Origin of the sequence: Streptomyces sp. NPDC049954 (genome assembly GCF_040656295.1) — a bacterium.
In the GTDB taxonomy this organism is placed as follows: domain Bacteria; phylum Actinomycetota; class Actinomycetes; order Streptomycetales; family Streptomycetaceae; genus Streptomyces.
In genome coordinates, this window is sequence record NZ_JBFALS010000005.1 from 559909 (window position 1) to 577510 (window position 17602).

The following is a 17602-nucleotide window of genomic DNA, read 5'->3' on the forward strand; positions in this document are numbered from 1 at the left end:
GATCCTCGACGGCCGGGAAGTGATCTGCCTCGATGTACCCGGCCGGCCGGGACAGGATCCGGCTGGACGTGGGGCCGAGAGACGTCGGTTCGTCGGCGCCGTCCGCGGCCGGATGCCGGGCGACGGTCGCACCGATGCACCGATGCCGCCGGTGACCTGTGGACTTCAGCCCGCTGCGGTCTCCTGGAACGGTGCGACGTGGCCGGCGTTCAGTTCCACGTGCCTGCCGGTGAAGCGGGTTCGCATCCGGCGGTCGTGGGTGACGACGACGACCGCGCCTCGGTAACAGGCCAGGGCTCCTTCCAGTTCTTCGACCAGGACGGGGGAGAGATGGTTGGTGGGCTCGTCCAGCAGCAACAGGTCGACGGGCTCGCTGACGAGGCGGGCCAGTTCGATCCGGCGCCTTTGCCCGTAGGACAGTTCGCCCACTTTCAGGCGCAGGTCGGCAGGGCTGAACAGGCCGAGGGACAGCAGCTGGTCGATGTGCTCGTCCAGTTCGCCCCCGCGGCCGTGAGCGAACGCCTGTGGGACTGTCAGGCCGGGCGGCCAGGGTGTCTCCTCCTGTCTCAGGTGCCCGACCCGGCCCCGCGTGCGCACCGCCCCCTCATCGGGCCGCAGCTCACCCGCCAGCACCCGCATGAGCGTGGTCTTGCCGGCCCCGTTGGGCCCGGTGACCAACAGCCGCTCCTCGCCGCCGATCCGCAGCGACGGCACGTGCAGCCGGTCCCCGACACGGATGCCGGTGAGTTCCGCCGCGGCCTGCGAGGTCCGGCCGTCGGCGGTGGTCATCCGGGCGGCGAACACCAGCGGTTCGGGCGGCGGTGCGACCGGATCGCCCGTCAGCCGTTCGACACGCTCCTTCGCGTTGCGGATACGGACCATCGCCCCGTGACCACGGCCACGGGCCCGGAAGCCGCCGTGGCCGAACACGGAAAGCGGCACCTTGCGCGGGATCGCCTCCAGCCGTGCCACGTTCGTCGCGGCCAGCTCCTGGTTGCGGGCCAGCTCCGCGCACCACTCCGCGTACTCCTGCAGGCGGCGCCGTCGCTCGGCGGCCTTGGCGGCGAGGTAGCCGTGGTAACCGTCGCCGTGACGCGTCACCTTGCCCTCGCCCACCTCCAGGATCGTGGTGGTGACCCGTTCCAGGAACACCCGGTCATGGGTGACCGCGAGCACCGTGCCGCGATGCGCCCGCAGGTGTGCCTCCAGCCAGCCCACCGCCTGGTCGTCCAGGTCGTTGGTCGGCTCGTCCAGCAGCAACAGCTCCGGCTGGGACGCCAAGGTCGCGGCCAGCGCCAGCCGTGCTCGCTCACCGCCCGACAGGGTGCCCAGGGTCCGGTCCCGGGCCAGACCCGGCAGGCCGAGCCCGTGCAGGGCGATGTCCACCCGGGCATCGGCCTCGTAGCCGGCGCGCGCCTCGTACTGGGCGACCAGGTGGGCGTAGGCAGCCAGCGCGGTGGTGAGCTCCGCCCCCGCCAGGCCCGTGAGTCCGGCTTCGGCGTGGTGCATCGCCGCTTCGAGTTCACGCAGGTCGGCGAGGGCCATGTCCACCGCGGCCTGGACGGTGGCCTCGGGGGGCAGGGCCAACGACTGGGCCAGATAGCCCGAGCCGCCCGGTGCGATCACGGTCAGTTCACCGTCGTCGGGCCCGTCCTGCCCGGCGATCAGTCGCAGCAGGGTGGATTTCCCGGCTCCGTTGTCGCCGATCACACCGACCCTCTCACCCGGCTTGACGCTGAAGGACACGTCGTCCAGCACGATGTGGTCGTCGTAGCGGCGGGTGACGTTCTGAAGAGATAGCTGTGCGGTAAGCATCGAGTCCCCTGTTCTCGGCCAGGCCGATCGGCACGGGTGAATGGACGCATCCGCGCACGCCGGAAACACTCCGTGGCACGCCGGACAGACGGCATCACAGGAGAGCGGAAGCACGGATGAGAACGCGCGACGACGGAGCCGAGCTCAACGCGGCCGCACGGGGAATATCACAGAGAACCCATGCGCAGCACCATAGACGGGGAATCCGTGGGGCGGCAAGCCGTTTCTTCGACGAGGTGGCAGAAAGGCGCGGTGGAGGCGGGCCATTCCCCGCGGCCGACCCCGGGGGCCCTCGGCCGGAGGCTGGGGGAAGTGCCGGGCCGGAAGCTCCAGCACTGGACGCGCCCGGGTTTTCGGCCGGTGCGGCGCGCGTGCGTACCGGGGCGCCCGCGACGAGGCGAACATCGCCCGCCGAGGCACTAGCATCGCGGTCGTGTCGTACGACTATCCGGGCTTCCCTCAGGACCCCGCACCCCGGCAGCGCTCCTCCACGGCCCGGCGCCTCGCGACGGTGGCGGCCGTCGTGGTGCCCGCCGCGCTCGCCGGATGGATCGTCTACGGGGTGGTCGGCCCCGGCGGCGAGGACGACGGGGCGACCGCGCCGGGGCCCTCCGGCAGCTCCAGCGCCCGCCCCTCTCCCGGGACCGACGGGACCGACGGGAAGGACGCGTCACCGGAGGCCAGGAGCGGGGCGGGGGCCTCCGCCACGGGGGCCGCGCGGCCCGCGCTCACCGGCCCGCTCAGCGGGAAGGTCGTGGTCCTGGACCCCGGCCACAACAACGGCAACCGGCTGCACACCACCGAGATCGGCCGCCAGGTGGACGTGGGCAACGGCCGCAAGGAGTGCGACACGACGGGGACCTCGACCAACGCCGGTTACGCCGAGGGGAGTTTCACCCTCGACGTGGCCCGCCGGGCCCGCGAGCTGCTGGAGCAGCAGGGCGCGAAGGTCACGCTGACCCAGGACGGGGACCGGCCGTGGGGCCCGTGCGTGGACGAGCGCGCCCGGATCGGGAACGCGGCGGAGGCGGACGCCGTCGTGTCGGTGCACGCCGACGGGGCGGGCCCCGGGCAGCGCGGTTTCCACGTGATCCTCCCGGCCCCGGTGCACGCGGGGAAGGCCGACACCCGCGAGATCACCGGCCCGTCGAAGGAGTTGGGCGAACGCCTGGCCGGGGCCTTCGTCAAGGAGACCGGCAGCGCGCCCTCCAACTACATCGGCGGCGGTACGGGCCTGGACGTGCGCGAGGACCTCGGCGGGCTCAACCTGTCGCGGGTGCCGAAGGTGTTCATCGAGTGCGGGAACATGCGGGACGCGCAGGACGCGGCCCTGGTGACGAGCGCGGCGTGGCGGCAGAAGGCCGCCTCCGGCATCGCGGGCGGCATCGCCGCGTTCCTGGAGAAGTCCTGAGAGGACCCGGGAGCGGGGGCCGGGAACGGGGACCGGAGCGGGGCCGCCCCGCCGCGCCGTGCGGTGCCCCGCTGACGGCCGGCGGACGTACGGGCCCGCGAACCGGGCGGACGGGCACGGGTACCCCACGGTAGGGTCCTCGGTGAGATCGGGGGACCTCCCGTACCGGACGCCGCTTTCGGACCGCAGCCGGCGGTGAGCCTCCCCGCCCCCTCACCGACGACATGCCAACGAAGGACCTGAAGTGAATATCCGCTCATCGACAAGAGGCGACGGCGTGGTGATCGGAGCAGCGGTGTTGCTGTTCATCGCTTCGTTCCTCGACACCTATGGCTGCGACGGTCCCAACTGCAGTGACGTGCCCACCGCCTGGGACAACCTCGGGCTGCTGATGGGCGTGTACGTGGCGGGGATCGCCGGTGCCGTCCTCGTCGTCCTCACGCGGGCGCTGCCGCAGTCGCAGCCGCGCCGGGTGGCGGGGATCGAGCTGCGCCAGTTCGGCGTCGCCCTCACGGTCTTCAGCGCGTGGACCGCGCTGTGGACGCTCTTCGACCCGATGGGCGCCTTCAACGGCCTGGCCGGCCTGCCGGACGTCGACGCGGGCGCGGGCCTCATTCTGGGCCTGATCGCCGCCCTGCTGCTGGCGGCGGCCGCCGTCGCGACCCCGCTGGTCCCCGCCCTCAAGGCCCCGCTGCTGGGTGCGCCGCGTCCGGCGACGCCGCAGCCGTACGGCGGTCAGCCGCAGAGCGGGTACGGCTACCCGGGGCAGCCGCAGCCCGGTGGCCAGCCGCAGGCCGGTGGTTACGGCTACCCCGGTCAGCACGGCCCCGCGTCCGGCACCGGGGCGCAGCAGCCCTTCGGCCAGCAGGGCGGCCCCGCGCCGTACGGCCAGCAGCCCGGCGGACAGCAGCCGCTGGGACAGCAGGGCGGTCAGCAGCACTCCGGTCAGCAGCCGGCCGGGGCGACGGCCGCTCCGGCTCCGGCGCCCGCGCCCGGACCGCAGGACGCACCGGCTCCGGCGGCCGAGTTCGCCCCGTTCTGGTTCGCGGTCCCGGCCCCCCGTCAGCTCTACGGCGAGGACGGCTCCCCCACCCCGATCGCCGAACTGGCCCCCGGTACCTGGTACTTGGCGGTCGACCAGCATGGCAGCGGTCTCGTCGCCCAGACCCAGGACGGGCGGCGCGGCGTCCTCCAGGACACGAGCGGCATCCAGCGCGGCTGAGCCCGCGCCACCCGGGCGACCCGAACGGGGGTGCCTGGCCGACCACGGCCGGGCACCCCCGTTTCGCCTACCTGCCGCACGGCCCCCCCGACTGGTTTCACGCACGCACAAGCGGCAAGACGGGGTGCATGTCCAGTCGAAACGGAAACGCAGCGGGCCGGCTCATCGCGCTCATAGCCGATGTCCTGGCCGTCATCCTGGTCGTGTGGATCGTCATGTACCTGTTGGACGCGAACCGCGCCAACGACCTGGTGCAGTGGGTCCACGACGCGGCGAACTTCCTCGCCGGTTGGTCCCGTGACCTCTTCACCTTCGACGAGCAGTGGGCACGGGTGGTGTGCGGCTACGGCCTCGCCGCCGTCGTCTACCTGTTCGTCGGACACGCCGTCGCCGGCCGGATCAGCCGCTGACCGCGCGGGCGGCCGGCGTCCCGCGTACGGGAGTCCGGGAGTTCAGTGGATGCGGCAGCAGTCGGCCGTGGTGTCGGCGTCGTCGAGTCCGCGCGGCAGTTCCGCCCCGCTGAACACGGCGCAGGTCGCCTGGTCGCCGCCGAGCGCGGCGACCGCGAGGAGCAGCGCGCCCGCGGTCCAGGTGGTCTGCTCGCGGGGCCACACGGCCTTGTCCTCGAAGACGTACCCGGTCCAGTAGAGGCCGGTCCCGGGGTCGCGCAGCCGGCCGAGGCTCTGGAGGATCTCCAGCGCCCGGTCGGACTCGCCGACGGCCCACAGCGCGAGGGCGAGTTCGGCGCTCTCGCCTCCGGTGACCCACGGGTTGGGCACGACGCACCGCACGCCGAGCCCGGGGACCACGAACTCGGCCCAGCGTTCCGCGATCCGCCGCTCGGCCTCCCCGCCGGTGACGGCGCCCGCGAGGACCGGGTAGTACCAGTCCATCGAGTAGCGGGACTTGTCGAGGAAGCGTTCGGGGTGCCTGCGGACGGCGTGGCGCAGTGTGCCGGTGGCGAGTTCCCAGTCGGGCTGCGGTTCCTCGCGCTCCTCGGCGATGGCCAGCGCGCAGCGCAGCGCCTGGTGCACGGAGGAGGAGCCGGTGAGCAGCGCGTCCGGCACGGCCGTGCCGTCCGCCTCGCGCTTCCAGCCGATCTCCCCGCCGGGCTGCTGCAGGCGCAGCACGAACTCGACGGCCGCGTACACGACGGGCCACATCGTGTCGAGGAAGGTGTCGTCGCCGGTGGCGAGGTAGTGGTGCCACACGCCGACGGCGACGTACGCGCAGAAGTTGGACTCCTTCGCGCGGTCGCAGGGCCGCTCGTGGTCCCCGTCCTGGTAGGCCGCGTACCAGGAGCCGTCCGGGTTCTGGTGCCGGGCGAGCCAGGCGTAGGCGCGGGCGGCGGCCTCGTGCTCACCGGCCGCGTCGAGGGCCATCGCGGTCTCGGTGTGGTCCCAGGGATCGAGGTGGTGGCCGCGGAACCAGGGGATCGCCCCGTCGGCCCGCTGCTGTCCGAGCAGGCCCCTCACGGTCGCGGCGGCCTCCTGAGCGGTGAGGACCCCGGGCAGCACGAGGTGTTCTGTCCGGGGGGTGCTCACGCGGGGTCCGTGGCGTCGGCCCGCGGCGCGGCGTCCGCGGTCGGCAGGTGCGGTTTGGTCGCGTACGCCACGAAGCTCTTGCCGAGCACCGGGTTGAGCGCCTGCTCGGCGAAGCGGGTCGCGAAGGGCTTCTTCATGATGTCCCACACCAGCAGCTTGTGGTACGCCCGTACCGGCAGCGCCTTGTCGTTGTCGACGCCGAAGGCGCACTTGAGCCACCAGTAGGGGCTGTGCAGGGCGTGGGCGTGGTGGCTGCCGTAGGGGCGCAGTCCGGCCTCGCGCATCTTGCGGACGAGTTCGTCGGCGCGGTAGATGCGGATGTGGCCGCCCTCGACCTCGTGGTAGGCGTCGGACAGTGCCCAGCACACCTTCTCGGGGCCGTAGCGCGGGACGGTCACCGCTATGCGTCCGCCGGGCTTGAGGACGCGCACCATCTCGGCGAGCACGCCCTTGTCGTCGGGGATGTGCTCCATGACCTCGGAGATGATCACGACGTCGAAGGAGGCGTCGGGGAAGGGCAGCGCGAGCGCGTCGCCCTCCATGGCGGTGGCGCTCGCTCCGGCGGGGGCCTCCTTGGCCTCCTTCATCGCGGCGAACCACGTGGCGACCTCGCGGATCTCCTCGGCGTTCCGGTCGAGGGCGACCACCTGCGCGCCGCGCCGGTAGCACTCGAAGGCGTGCCGGCCCGCGCCGCAGCCCAGGTCGAGCACGCGATCGCCCGGGGCGAGCGGGAAGCGGGTGAAGTCGACGGTCAGCACGTGGACCTGCTTTCGCGGTCAGGGGTTGCGGTGGTGACGGCCACGGGCGTCGCACGGCTCGCGGGGGCCGGGGCGACGGTCCGGGCGGGGGCGCCGGTGAGGGACCGGGCGGCGGGGCGCCGGGCGTCGAGCGCGGCCCGGTACTGCTCGGCGGTGCCCTGCGCGGCGCGGGCCCAGGTGAAGCGGTCCAGCACCCGGGCGCGTCCGGCCGCGCCGAGCCGGGCCCGCAGGCCGGGGTCCTTCAGCAGCCGGCCGAGCGCGTGCGCGAGGGCGCCCGCGTCCCCGGGCGGGACCGCGAGGGAGGTCTCCCCGTCGGGCCCGGCGACCTCGGGGATGGCTCCTCCGGTGGTGGCGACGAGCGGGGTGCCGGTGGCCATGGCCTCGGCGGCGGGCAGCGAGAAGCCCTCGTAGAGGGAGGGGACGCAGGCGATCTGCGCGCCGCGCACGAGGTGCACGAGTTCCTCGTCGGAGATGCCCTTGACGAACTCGACGGCGCCGCCGAGCCCGTACCGCTCGATGGCCTGCGCGACCGGCCCGTCCTCGGCCCGCTTGCCGACGACGACGAGGTGCGCCGCGGGATGTTCGGCGCGCAGCGCGGCGAGCGCCTCCACGAGGTGGACGAGGCCCTTGAGCGGGACGTCGGCGCTGGAGGTGGTGACGATGCGTCCGGGGATCTCGGGCACGGCCGGGTCGGGCGAGAACAGGTCGGTGTCGGCGCCGATGTGGACGACGTGGACCCGGTCGCGGCGCACCCCGAGGTGCTGGACGATCTCCTGCCGGGAGGAGCCGGACACGGTGAGCACCGAGGGCAGCCGGCGCGCGACGCGCTTCTGCATCCGCGTGAAGCCGTACCAACGGCGCACCGACAGGCGGCGTTTGAGGTTCTCGGCGGCGGCCAGGTCGAGGGCACGGTCCACGGTGATGGGGTGGTGGATCGTGGTGACGAGCGGGGCGCCGAGGGCGCCGGGCCCGCCGAGCAGCCCGTAGCCGAGCGTCTGGTTGTCGTGGACGATGTCGAACGCGCCGCGCCGGGCGGCGAGATGGCGGCGGACCCGCAGGCTGAAGGTGAGCGGCTCGGGGAAGCCGCCGGTCCACATGGCGCCGACCTCCAGGGCGTCGACCCAGTCCCGGTACTCGGCCCGCTTCGGGGTGCGGAAGGGGTCGGGCTGCCGGTAGAGGTCGAGGCTCGGCAGTTCGGTCAGGCGTACGCCCTCGTCGAGCACCGGGTAGGGCTGGGCGCCGATGACCTCGACCTCGTGACCGAGGCGGGCCAGTTCGCGGGAGAGGTGGCGTACGTACACGCCCTGTCCGCCGCAGAAGGGGTTGCCCTTGTAGGTGAGCAGGGCGACGCGCAAGGGCCGTTCTCCGGCGGCTCGGGCACCCAGGGCCTCAGCGGTCACTCCAGGCACCCTCTCTTTTCCTGCACGTCCGGGCGAGATTACGCCGCCCGACAACCTAGAACAAGTTGCGGACGCGGCCGTCCGGCCCGACCGTCGTTGATCGTCAGGACACCGAATCTACCGGCTGGTAGCCACGCTGTGCGGGGCGGTAGCGGTGATTCGCACCACGGTCGCGGACCGGTGCGGACGGGTACGGGGAGCGCCCGCCGGCCGCTCGCTCCGGCCGCGTCCGGCCCCTCGCGCCCCGTCCTGGCGCCCCGGACGGCCGCGGGCGGTCCCGCGGCCGGGGAGGGCCGCCACCCGCACCGCCCCGTCCGGCCGGGGGCCCCGCTAAAATGGCCCGGTCGTGACCACCCCCACCCAGGGCAAGCCGGCGCAGTTCCGGCGCTGACCCGCACCCGTGAGCCGCCCCGGCGGCGAGCCGGAACCGCCGGCCCGGCCCCGCCAGGAGAGGCATCCCTCCCGCTATGAACGTCCGTCGCAGCGCCGCCCTCGCCGCAGCAGCCGTCGCTCTGGGCGCGGCCGCGTCCCCCGCCGTCGCCGCCCCGTCCCCCTCCCCGTCCGCGATACCGGCCAAGGCCGAGGGCCTGTTCGGCAAACAGGACCCGACGTACGACGGTGTGTGGCGTCAGTCCCTCGCGCTGACCGCCCTCGCCACCGCGAAGGCCGAGGTGCCGCGTCCGGCCGTCGACTGGCTCGTGGGGCAGCAGTGCGCGGACGGCGCCTACGCCGCGTTCCGTGCGAAGCCCGGCGCCGACTGCGGCGCGAAGGACAAGGTCGACTCCAACTCCACGGCCGCCGCCGTGCAGGCCTTCGTCGCCGTCGGCGGCCACCGCGCCGAGGCCGAGAAGTCCCTGGACTGGCTGAAGTCCACGCAGAACGCGGACGGCGGCTGGAGCTACAACCCGGGCGGCGCCTCCGACGCGAACTCCACGTCCGTGGTGGCCGGGGCGCTGGCCGCGATGGGCGAGGAGCCCGGCTCGGTCACGTCGGAGAAGGGCCAGTCGCCGTTCGACGCGCTGCGCGCCCTCGCGCTGAAGTGCGGCGCCAAGCCCGCCGAGGGCGCCGCCTTCGCCTACCAGCCGGACCCGAAGTCGAAGAAGCTCGTGGCCAACGACGACGCCACGGCCGCCGCCGTCACGGCCGCGCTCGGTCACGGCTTCGTCGTGTCCGGTCCGGGCGAGGACGGCGAGGGCGGGAAGTACGCCTGCCACGCCCCGAAGGACGTGGGGGACGCGGCGCGCAACGGCGCGGCCCACCTGGCCTCCGCCGTCGCGAAGACCGGTCACCTCATGTCGGCGATGCCCGGCGCGAAGGACCAGCCCGACGTCGGCAACACCGCCGACACGGTGGTCGCCCTGACCGCCGCCGGCCTGACCGGTCAGGCGCGCAAGCCCCTCGCGTGGCTGGAGGAGAACGGCGCGCGGTGGGCCGGGCAGACGGGGCCGGCCGCGTGGGCGCAGCTCGTCCTGACCGCCGAGGCGACCGGCACCGACGCGCACGACTTCGGCGGCACCGACCTCGTCGCGAAGCTCGCGGCCGAGGGCCCCGCCGACGCCTCGGCCGCCCCCACGCCGAGCGCCGAGGGCGAGCAGAAGAACGCCGACGACGGAGCCGACGGCGACGGGATCAGCCCCTGGTGGATGGTCGGCGTCGGCGCGTTCGTCGGCATCGGTATCGGCTTCCTGGTCAGCGGCCGCAACAAGAAGCGGTCGCAGCTGTGAGTCGCGCGGTGGCGGTGCGGCGCGCTCCCGCCGGGTCCCGGTCGCGGGGCGGCGGGGCGCGCCGCGTGCCGCGTGCGGCGCTCGCCGTGCTCACCACCGCGCTGGCCCTGTGCGCCGTTCTTACCGGGGCGGCCTCCCCCGCGAACGCCGCCACCGGCTACCGGTACTGGTCGTTCTGGGAGCGTTCGGGCGCCGCGTGGACGTACGCGACGCAGGGGCCCGCGATCTCCCGGCCCGGGGACGGCTCGGTCGAGGGCTTCCGCTTCTCGGTGAGCGAGGACTCGCGGGACTCGGCGCGACCGCGCGGTGCCGCGTCCTTCGAGCGGATCTGCGCGGACACCCCGCAGCGCGCGGACCGCAAGCGGATCGCCCTCGTCCTCGACTTCGGGACGGCGGCCGACGCCCCGTCCGGCGAGACACCGCCCGCGCCCCGTACGGCGTGCGCGCGGATCGCCCGGGACGGCAGCGCGGCCGACGCGCTCGCGGCGGTCGCGAAGCCGCTGCGCTACGACGCCTCCGCGCTGCTGTGCGCGATCTCCGGCTATCCGCGCACCGGTTGCGGCGAGCAGGTCGACGCCGCCCCCGGGCACCGGGACGCCACGCGCTCCCCGGCCCCGCACGACAGCGCCGCGCCCGCGAAGGACGACGGGGGCGGTCCGTCTCTCGGCCTGTTCGCGGGGATCGGGGTGCTCGTCGTCCTCGCCGCCGGGACGGTGTGGCAGACCCGCCGCCGGCGCCGGGCATGACCCGCCCCGGCACGGGGGCACGCACACCGGACGGGGGGACCGGGGCCTCCCCGGCGCCCCCGCCCTCCGCCGCCCGCGCCTACGGGACGCTGCACGCCGGTGCGTGGTGGGTGTGGGCGCTGGGCCTGGCCGCCGCCGCGACCCGCACCACCAATCCGCTGCTGCTCGCGCTGATCGTCGTGGTCGCCGGGTACGTCGTGGCGGCCCGCAGGACCGACGCGCCCTGGTCGCGTTCGTACGGGGCCTTCGTGCGGCTCGGCCTCGTGGTGCTGCTGATCCGGCTGGTCTTCGCGGTGTTCCTCGGTTCGCCCATCCCGGGCAGCCACACGCTCTTCACGCTGCCCGAGATCCCGCTGCCCGAGTGGGCGCGCGGGGTACGGCTGGGCGGCCGGGTCACCGCCGAGGGCCTGCTGTTCGCGCTGTACGACGCGCTGCGGCTCGCGGCCCTGCTGATCTGCGTGGGCGCGGCGAACTCCCTCGCCAGCCCGGTGCGGCTGCTGAAGTCGCTGCCGGGCGCGCTGTACGAGGTGGGGGTCGCGGTCGTGGTCGCGATGACCTTCGCACCGAACCTCGTGGCCGACGTGCGGCGGCTGCGCGCGGCCCGGCGGCTGCGCGGCCGCCCCGACCGGGGGCTGCGCGGACTGCTCCAGGTGGGGCTGCCGGTCCTGGAGGGCGCGCTGGAACGCTCGGTGGCGCTCGCGGCGGCGATGGACGCGCGCGGGTACGGGCGGACCGCCTCGGTGCCCGTCGCGGTGCGCCGTACGACGGCCGCGCTGACGCTCGGCGGACTGCTCGGCGTGTGCGCGGGCACGTACGGGCTGCTCGCCTCGGCCGGGGCCTCCTACGCGCTTCCGGTGCTGGGCGCGGGGCTCGCGGCGGCGCTGGGCGGTCTGTGGCTCGGCGGCCGGCGCAGCGTCCGCAGCCGTTACCGTCCCGATCCGTGGGGGGTGCGGGCCTGGCTCGTGTCGGGTTCCGGCGTGGCCGTCGGCCTGCTCCTGGTGCTGGCCGGCCGGTACGCGCCCGGGGCGCTGCACCCGGGCGTCGTCCCGCTGACCGCGCCGACGCTGCCGGTGTGGCCGGCCCTCGCGGTGCTGGTGGGGCTGGTGCCCGCCGTGGCCGCCCCCGCCGCGCCGCCGCCGCGCCCTTCGAGACCGGCGAAACCACCGAAAGCGACAACACCGGAGAACCCGGCGACCGGTCGACGTGCCCCCAGGGAGGCGAGGACCCCGTGATCCACTTCGAGAACGTCTCCGTGACGTACGACGGGGCGCCGGAGCCCACGCTGAGCGGGATCGAGCTGACCGTTCCGGAGGGCGAACTGGTCCTGCTCGTGGGCCCCTCGGGAGTCGGTAAGTCGACTTTGCTGGGTACGGTGTCGGGGCTCGTGCCGCACTTCACCGGCGGGACGCTGCGCGGCCGCGTGACGGTCGCGGGCCGCGACACCCGCACCCACAAGCCCCGGGAACTGGCCGACGTGGTCGGCACGGTCGGGCAGGACCCGCTCGCGCACTTCGTGACCGACACCGTCGAGGACGAACTCGCCTACGGCATGGAGTCGCTGGGGCTGCCCGCCGACGTGATGCGCCGCCGGGTCGAGGAGACCCTCGACCTGCTGGGCCTGCACGAGCTGCGCGACCGGCCCATCGCGACGCTGTCGGGCGGTCAGCGCCAGCGCCTCGCGATCGGCTCGGTACTGACCCCGCACCCGAAGGTCCTGGTCCTCGACGAGCCGACCTCGGCGCTCGACCCGGCCGCCGCCGAGGAGGTGCTCGCCGTGCTGACCCGGCTCGTCGACGACCTCGGTACGACGGTCCTGATGGCCGAACACCGGCTGGAGCGGGTCGTGCAGTACGCGGACCGGGTCGTGCTGCTGCCGGGCCCGGGCCGTGCGCCGGTCGTGGGGCCGCCCGCCGAGGTGATGGCGCAGTCGCCGGTCCGCCCGCCCGTCGTGGCCCTGGGCCGCCTGGCCGGCTGGGACCCGCTGCCGCTCTCCGTCCGCGACGCCCGCCGCGCGGCGGGCCCGCTACGCGCCCGGCTGACCGGCCACGTACCGCCGGAAGCCGTCGCCGTGGCGGCGGAGCCGGATGCCGGACTGTCGGCCCCCGGCGGCGGGCCGACGGCTCCCGGGCCGGGCCCGGCGCCGGTGGACGTACGGCGGCGCCCGCTGTTGCCGTGGCGGCGGCGCGGCACGCGGACGCGTCCCCCTTCCGGGGCCGGGGAGAGTCGGGCCACCGCTCGCGGGGACGTGTTCGCGGCGCGTACGCGGGGTCTGGGTGTCACGCGCGGCGCGGTCCGCGCGCTGCACGGGGTCGATCTGAGCGTGCGGCCCGGCGAGACCGTCGCCCTCATGGGGCGCAACGGCGCGGGCAAGTCGACGCTGCTCTCGGCGCTCGTGGGCCTGCTCGCCCCTGACTCGGGCACGGTCCTGGTGGGGGGCTCGGCACCCCGCGCGGCCTCCCCCGCCGAACTCGTCCGCCGGGTGGGCCTCGTCCCGCAGGAACCGCGCGACCTGCTGTACACCGACACCGTCTCCGGCGAGTGCGCGGCGGCCGACGCCGACGCCGGGGCGGCCCCCGGCACCTGTCGCGCGCTGGTCACCCGGCTGCTGCCCGAGGTGCCCGACCGGGCGCACCCGCGTGACCTGTCCGAGGGGCAGCGGCTCGCGCTGGCCCTCGCCGTCGTCCTGACCGCCGCGCCGCCCCTGCTGCTGCTCGACGAGCCGACCCGGGGCCTCGACTACGCGGCCAAGGCCCGGCTCGTGAGGATCCTGACGGGCCTCGCGGCGCGCGGCCACGCCATCGTCCTCGCGACGCACGACGTGGAACTCGCGGCGGAACTGGCGCACCGGGTGGTGATCCTCGCGGAGGGCGAGATCGTCGCGGACGGCCCGACCACCGAGGTCGTGGTGTCCTCCCCGCAGTTCGCCCCGCAGACCGCGAAGATCCTCGCCCCGCAGCACTGGCTCACCGTGGGCCAGGTCGCCCGCGCCCTGGAGGACGGCTCGTGACCGCCCCCGCCGCCCCCAGGCCGCCCGAGGACCGCGCGCAGCGCCGGGTGCGCGCCGTACGCCTGGGGCCCCGGGCCCTGGCCGCGCTCGCGCTGATCAGCCTCGTCGGGGTGATGGCCTTCGGCTGGCCCCTGCTGGCCGACGGCGCCTCGGGCGTGGCGCACTCCGGGGACGCCCCGTGGCTGTTCGCGGCGCTGCTGCCGCTCCTGCTCGCGGTGGTGGTCGCGGCGATCGCGGACGGCGGTCTCGACGCGAAGGCCGTCGCGATGCTCGGCGTCCTCGCGGCGGCCGGGGCGGCTCTGCGCCCGCTGGGCGCGGGCACCGCGGGCATCGAGCCGATGTTCTTCCTGATGGTGCTCTCGGGCCGGGTCCTCGGCCCCGGTTTCGGCTTCGTGCTGGGCGCCGTCTCGATGTTCGCCTCCGCGCTGCTCACGGGCGGGGTGGGCCCGTGGATGCCGTTCCAGATGCTGTCGATGGGCTGGGTCGGCATGGGCGCGGGCCTGCTGCCGGGCGCCCGCACGCTGCGCGGCCTCCGCGAACTGCTGCTGCTCGCCGCGTACGGGGCGGTGTCGGCGGTGCTCTACGGCACGGTCATGAACCTCCAGGGCTGGCCCTACATCGGCGGCATGTCGACCGGGGTGTCCTTCGTGCCGGGGGACCCGCTCGGCGAGAACCTGAGCCGTTTCCTCGCGTACTGCCTCGCGACCTCCCTGGGCTGGGACCTGCCGCGCGCCGTCCTGACGGTCGTCCTGAGCCTGACCCTGGGCCCCGCCGTCCTGAAGGCGCTGCGCCGGGCGACCCGCAGGGCCTCCTTCGAGCCGCCGGTCACCTTCGAACCGTGAGCGGTCGCGTCCGTCCGGGCCGTGAACGGCCGCGTCCGGCGGCGGACGACGGGCATCAGCTTCCGGCGGCAGCGTCCCGGCGTCCGGAAGTGCCGCGCTGGTGCCGCGACAGGCAACGTTCGCCCGTCAAGGAGCGGCGTCCGGTGCGTGCTCTCTGGGGGTCCCCCGGCCGGAAGCCCTCGTACTGGACGTACTTGGGCTTTCGGCCGGTGCGGCGAGAGGGCGTGCCGGGCGTCGCGACGGGGCGAACGTTGCCTCCGTGGCACTAGATCCGCTGGAGGACGGTCGCGCTCGCCTGCGCTCCCCCGGCCGCCGTCGCCACGAGGGCGAACTCGTGGTCCTCGTCCGCCAGGCGACCGAGCGCGGTGGTCAGCAGCCGGGCTCCGGACGCACCTGCGGGACGGCCCAGGGCGAGGGCCCCGCCCCTCGCGTTGACGCCGTCCAGCCCGTCGTCGAGACCGAAGGACCGGGCCCAGCCGAGCACGACGGCGGCGAAGGGCTCGTCGATCTCGGCCACGCGCACGTCCCGCGCCTTCAGACCCGCGCGGCCCAGAGCGATCCGGGTCGCCTCCACGGCCCCGTCGACGTACCGGTCCGGGTCCACCCCGACGGTCACCTGCGCGACCACCCGGGCCCGTGGCCGCAGCCCCAGTTCGCGGGCGGCCCCCGGGCTCGTCCAGAGCAGTCCGGCGGCGCCGTCCCCGGCGGGGGCCGTGCTCGCCGCCGTGTGCACCCCGCCCGGCACGACCGGCCGCTCCCCGGCGACGCGCGTACGGTCCGGCCGCTCCCGCGCCCCCTCGTCGGCGGTCACGAGCGGGCCGGCCCCGGTGACCGGAACGGCGCAGATCTCCCGGGCGCTGCTCCCGTCGGCGCGGGCGGCGAAGGCCCGCTCGCGGGACAGCAGCGCCACCGCCCGCGCGTCGGCCGGCCCTATCCCGTACGCCTGGGCCGTGCGCTCCGCCGAGTCGAACTCCCCGGGCAGCCCGGCGGTCCACTCCGGGGGCCTGGGCAGACCGGGGCCGCGCTGCGTGGCGGCGGACGGCGGTATCCGGGACATGACCTCGACCCCGCAGCTCAGGGCGAGCCGCGCCGTGCCCGACATGACGAGCGCCGCCGAGAGCAGCGCCGCCTGCTGGGCGGACGCCTCCCGGCAGTCCACGGTCGTCGCGGCCGTGGCCGTGGGCAGACCCGCGGCCAGCCAGGCCGTACGGGCCACGTTGCCGGACTGCTCCCCCGCCTGCGTCTGCGTCCCGCACACCACGTGGTCCACCCGCCCGGCACCCGGCCCGGCGCGCTCCAGCAACTCCCGGTAGACGAGACCCAGCAGCCGGGCCGGATGCGCCCCGGCCAGGTCACCGCCGCTCAGCCCGAGCGGCGTACGCACCGCCTCGACCACCACGGCTTCCCCGGCCACACCCGCCCGCCTCCTCGCACCGGTGCACCGGACCTCCCGCCCGCACCACCCGGGCAGTCTCCAGACCCCCGCCACCGCACCGCAAGGTGCGTGCACGCACCAACACGGGGAACCCGTGCGGGCTCGGAACGCCAAAGGACTGCGACGCGCCTGGAGCGGGACCGGCTCGTCGGCGGCCGGGTCCTGTCCCTGACGGACAGCCGCCGAGCGGTGACCGAGCACACGACGTCTCCCGCTCGGGCGCCTGACGCCTTCCGGCCACGGCCCGCCCGGCGACGCCCTTCCGGCACACCCGGTCGCCTCCTACTGTGCGGAGGCATGCCGTGGACAACCTTGCTGAGCGCCGTGGCCGGTGCCCTGATCGCGACCGTCTCCACCGCTCTGCTCGATCGCGGCCGCCTGCGGCGCGAGCGGGACGACCGCCTCACCGGCGTGCGGCGCGTCCTGTACGGCGACTACCTCGCCTGCCTGTCCCGGGCCCGCAACGCCTTTCGCGGCCTGGCCCGCGACCTGGACCTGCCGCCCGCCGAGCGGGAACGCGCGGCCCGTGAGGGCTTCGCCCCGTGCTACGGCATGCGCTACCAGATCTCGATCACGGCCACGCCGGAGGTGTACGCCGCCTCCGAGGACGCCTTCCGCCGCCTGCGGGACGTGCGCGACCTCGCCGCCGCCGGGACGCTCGCCGGGGACGAGGCGTACTCCGGGGGACGGACCGCGTACGAGGCCGCGCTCACCCGGCTGCGCGCGGCCATGCGCCGCGACCTGGGAGCCGGCCCCCCGCGCCGGGCCGCCCGGCCATGACTCTCCGGACGCCGCCACCGAAGCCACCGCCCCGCCCCGCCGCACCTGGTCCCGGCCCCGTGACGGCCGTCGCTCCTGACTAGTAGGGCTTGGTCAGGTCGGAGTGAGTGTGGGTATGTCGCGGTGGCAGGTGGGGCAGGCGCCGGTCCATGTCGCGAGGAGGAGCTGTAGCTCGCGGACGACTTGGTAGAGGCTCAGGCCGGCGCCTCGTCTTTTGGGGCTCTGGCCAGTCGTTGCAGGGTGCAGAAGGCGTGGGCGACGGAGACGAGGGTGACGTGGTGGTGCCAGCCGAGGTAGGTGCGGCCTTCGAAGTGGGCCAGGCCCAGGGCCTGTTTCATCTCGCGGTAGTCGTGTTCGATGCGCCAGCGGAGCTTGGCGAGGCGGACCAGGGTGGTCAGCGGGGTGTCGGCGGGCAGGTCGGAGAGCCAGAACTGAACGGGTTCGCCCTGGTCGGCCGGCCACTCGGCCAGGAGCCAGCACGCGGGCAGTTGCGGGCCGTCGGCGGCCTGGCGGACCTCGCGTCCGGCGGGCCGGATCCGCAGGGCCACGAACCGCGAGTACATCCGTCTGAAGCCGCTGCGACTTCTGCCGGGCCGGGAGCCCTCACGCCACTGCACCGGCTTTGCCGCCCTGCGGCCCGCCGCGATGACCAGCTGTTTCACCGGCTGTGGCTTGTCCGGGTACTTCGCGACCGGTGGGCGCCCGGTCCCGGAGTACGGCTCGGTCACCGGCACGGCTTGTCCGGGGTGGGCCGTCAGGGTGGTGGAGATGCCCACCACATAGTTGAGGCCGCGGGCCTGCACGCCGTGCCGGAAGGCCGTGACATCGCCGTATCCGGCGTCCGCGATGGCCAGTGGCACCTCGATGCCCCACGAGCGGGTCTCGTCGAGCATGTCGAGTGCGAGCTGCCACTTCTCC

General features: G+C 75.0%; 15 protein-coding genes. 9 read left to right on the plus strand and 6 right to left on the minus strand.

Translation table 11 applies throughout. The features are described from left to right. Positions 1-165: 165 nt before the first annotated feature. Positions 166-1815 (minus strand): TlrC/CarA/OleB/SrmB family ABC-F type ribosomal protection protein, encoded by a 1650-nt coding sequence (locus tag AB0J21_RS14420; protein WP_363146213.1) that lies wholly within the window; start codon positions 1813-1815, stop codon positions 166-168. A 511-nt stretch (positions 1816-2326) separates the two neighbouring features. Between AB0J21_RS14420 and AB0J21_RS14425 the strand changes: the two genes are divergently transcribed. The 3 genes from AB0J21_RS14425 (at position 2327) to AB0J21_RS14435 (ending at position 4858) form a co-directional block, all read left to right on the plus strand. Next, positions 2327-3226, plus strand: coding sequence for an N-acetylmuramoyl-L-alanine amidase (locus AB0J21_RS14425; RefSeq protein WP_363146262.1), 900 nt, complete (start codon positions 2327-2329; stop codon positions 3224-3226). A 244-nt stretch (positions 3227-3470) separates the two neighbouring features. Further along, positions 3471-4448: a hypothetical protein gene (locus tag AB0J21_RS14430; protein ID WP_363146214.1), complete on the plus strand. Its 978-nt coding sequence runs from the start codon at positions 3471-3473 to the stop codon at positions 4446-4448. Between the two features lie 128 nt (positions 4449-4576). After that, on the plus strand, positions 4577-4858 hold the full coding sequence (locus AB0J21_RS14435; RefSeq protein WP_363146215.1) for a hypothetical protein: 282 nt from the start codon (positions 4577-4579) through the stop codon (positions 4856-4858). A 42-nt stretch (positions 4859-4900) separates the two neighbouring features. Here the strand turns inward: AB0J21_RS14435 and AB0J21_RS14440 are convergent, their stop codons facing one another. The 3 genes from AB0J21_RS14440 to AB0J21_RS14450 are packed head-to-tail and all read right to left on the minus strand — an operon-like array spanning position 4901 to position 8150. Next, a complete protein-coding gene (locus tag AB0J21_RS14440) occupies positions 4901-5992 on the minus strand; it encodes a prenyltransferase (protein ID WP_363146216.1) in 1092 nt (363 codons plus the stop codon). Then, entirely contained in the window at positions 5989-6750 is a 762-nt protein-coding gene (locus AB0J21_RS14445; RefSeq protein WP_363146217.1) for a methyltransferase domain-containing protein, read from the minus strand. Before AB0J21_RS14445 ends, AB0J21_RS14440 begins: the two co-directional genes overlap by 4 nt. Continuing rightward, positions 6744-8150 (minus strand): glycosyltransferase family 4 protein, encoded by a 1407-nt coding sequence (locus AB0J21_RS14450; protein ID WP_363146218.1) that lies wholly within the window; start codon positions 8148-8150, stop codon positions 6744-6746. Before AB0J21_RS14450 ends, AB0J21_RS14445 begins: the two co-directional genes overlap by 7 nt. Positions 8151-8617: 467 nt before the next feature. Here AB0J21_RS14450 and AB0J21_RS14455 point away from each other — a divergent pair, with 467 nt between their 5' ends. The 5 genes from AB0J21_RS14455 to AB0J21_RS14475 all read left to right on the plus strand — a co-directional run bounded on the left by AB0J21_RS14455 (position 8618) and on the right by AB0J21_RS14475 (position 14469). Next, a complete protein-coding gene (locus AB0J21_RS14455) occupies positions 8618-9874 on the plus strand; it encodes a prenyltransferase/squalene oxidase repeat-containing protein (RefSeq protein ID WP_363146219.1) in 1257 nt (418 codons plus the stop codon). 101 nt (positions 9875-9975) lie between these two features. Beyond that, positions 9976-10620, plus strand: coding sequence for an SCO2322 family protein (locus AB0J21_RS14460; RefSeq protein ID WP_363146263.1), 645 nt, complete (start codon positions 9976-9978; stop codon positions 10618-10620). Next, complete coding sequence (locus AB0J21_RS14465) at positions 10617-11852, plus strand: CbiQ family ECF transporter T component (RefSeq protein WP_363146220.1); 1236 nt, start codon at positions 10617-10619, stop codon at positions 11850-11852. Before AB0J21_RS14460 ends, AB0J21_RS14465 begins: the two co-directional genes overlap by 4 nt. Beyond that, positions 11849-13627 (plus strand): ATP-binding cassette domain-containing protein, encoded by a 1779-nt coding sequence (locus AB0J21_RS14470; protein WP_363146221.1) that lies wholly within the window; start codon positions 11849-11851, stop codon positions 13625-13627. Before AB0J21_RS14465 ends, AB0J21_RS14470 begins: the two co-directional genes overlap by 4 nt. Continuing rightward, positions 13624-14469 (plus strand): ECF transporter S component, encoded by an 846-nt coding sequence (locus tag AB0J21_RS14475; protein ID WP_363146222.1) that lies wholly within the window; start codon positions 13624-13626, stop codon positions 14467-14469. Before AB0J21_RS14470 ends, AB0J21_RS14475 begins: the two co-directional genes overlap by 4 nt. A 265-nt stretch (positions 14470-14734) precedes the next feature. Here the strand turns inward: AB0J21_RS14475 and AB0J21_RS14480 are convergent, their stop codons facing one another. Beyond that, complete coding sequence (locus tag AB0J21_RS14480) at positions 14735-15883, minus strand: acetyl-CoA C-acyltransferase (protein ID WP_363146223.1); 1149 nt, start codon at positions 15881-15883, stop codon at positions 14735-14737. A 318-nt stretch (positions 15884-16201) separates the two neighbouring features. On the opposite strand from AB0J21_RS14480, the gene AB0J21_RS14485 reads away from it, so the two are divergent. After that, entirely contained in the window at positions 16202-16684 is a 483-nt protein-coding gene (locus tag AB0J21_RS14485; protein WP_363146224.1) for a hypothetical protein, read from the plus strand. A gap of 194 nt (positions 16685-16878) precedes the next feature. Here the strand turns inward: AB0J21_RS14485 and AB0J21_RS14490 are convergent. Continuing rightward, on the minus strand, positions 16879-17602 hold a 724-nt coding region (locus tag AB0J21_RS14490; RefSeq protein ID WP_363146225.1), incomplete at its 5' end, for a transposase.

Coding starts and splice junctions, on each gene's coding strand:
- AB0J21_RS14455 (WP_363146219.1), top strand. CDS start 8,618: ATGAACGTCCGTCGCAGCGCCGCCCTCGCCGCAGCAGCCGTCGCTCTG.
- AB0J21_RS14485 (WP_363146224.1), top strand. CDS start 16,202: ATGCCGTGGACAACCTTGCTGAGCGCCGTGGCCGGTGCCCTGATCGCG.
- AB0J21_RS14465 (WP_363146220.1), top strand. CDS start 10,617: ATGACCCGCCCCGGCACGGGGGCACGCACACCGGACGGGGGGACCGGG.
- AB0J21_RS14420 (WP_363146213.1), bottom strand. CDS start 1,815: ATGCTTACCGCACAGCTATCTCTTCAGAACGTCACCCGCCGCTACGAC.
- AB0J21_RS14435 (WP_363146215.1), top strand. CDS start 4,577: ATGTCCAGTCGAAACGGAAACGCAGCGGGCCGGCTCATCGCGCTCATA.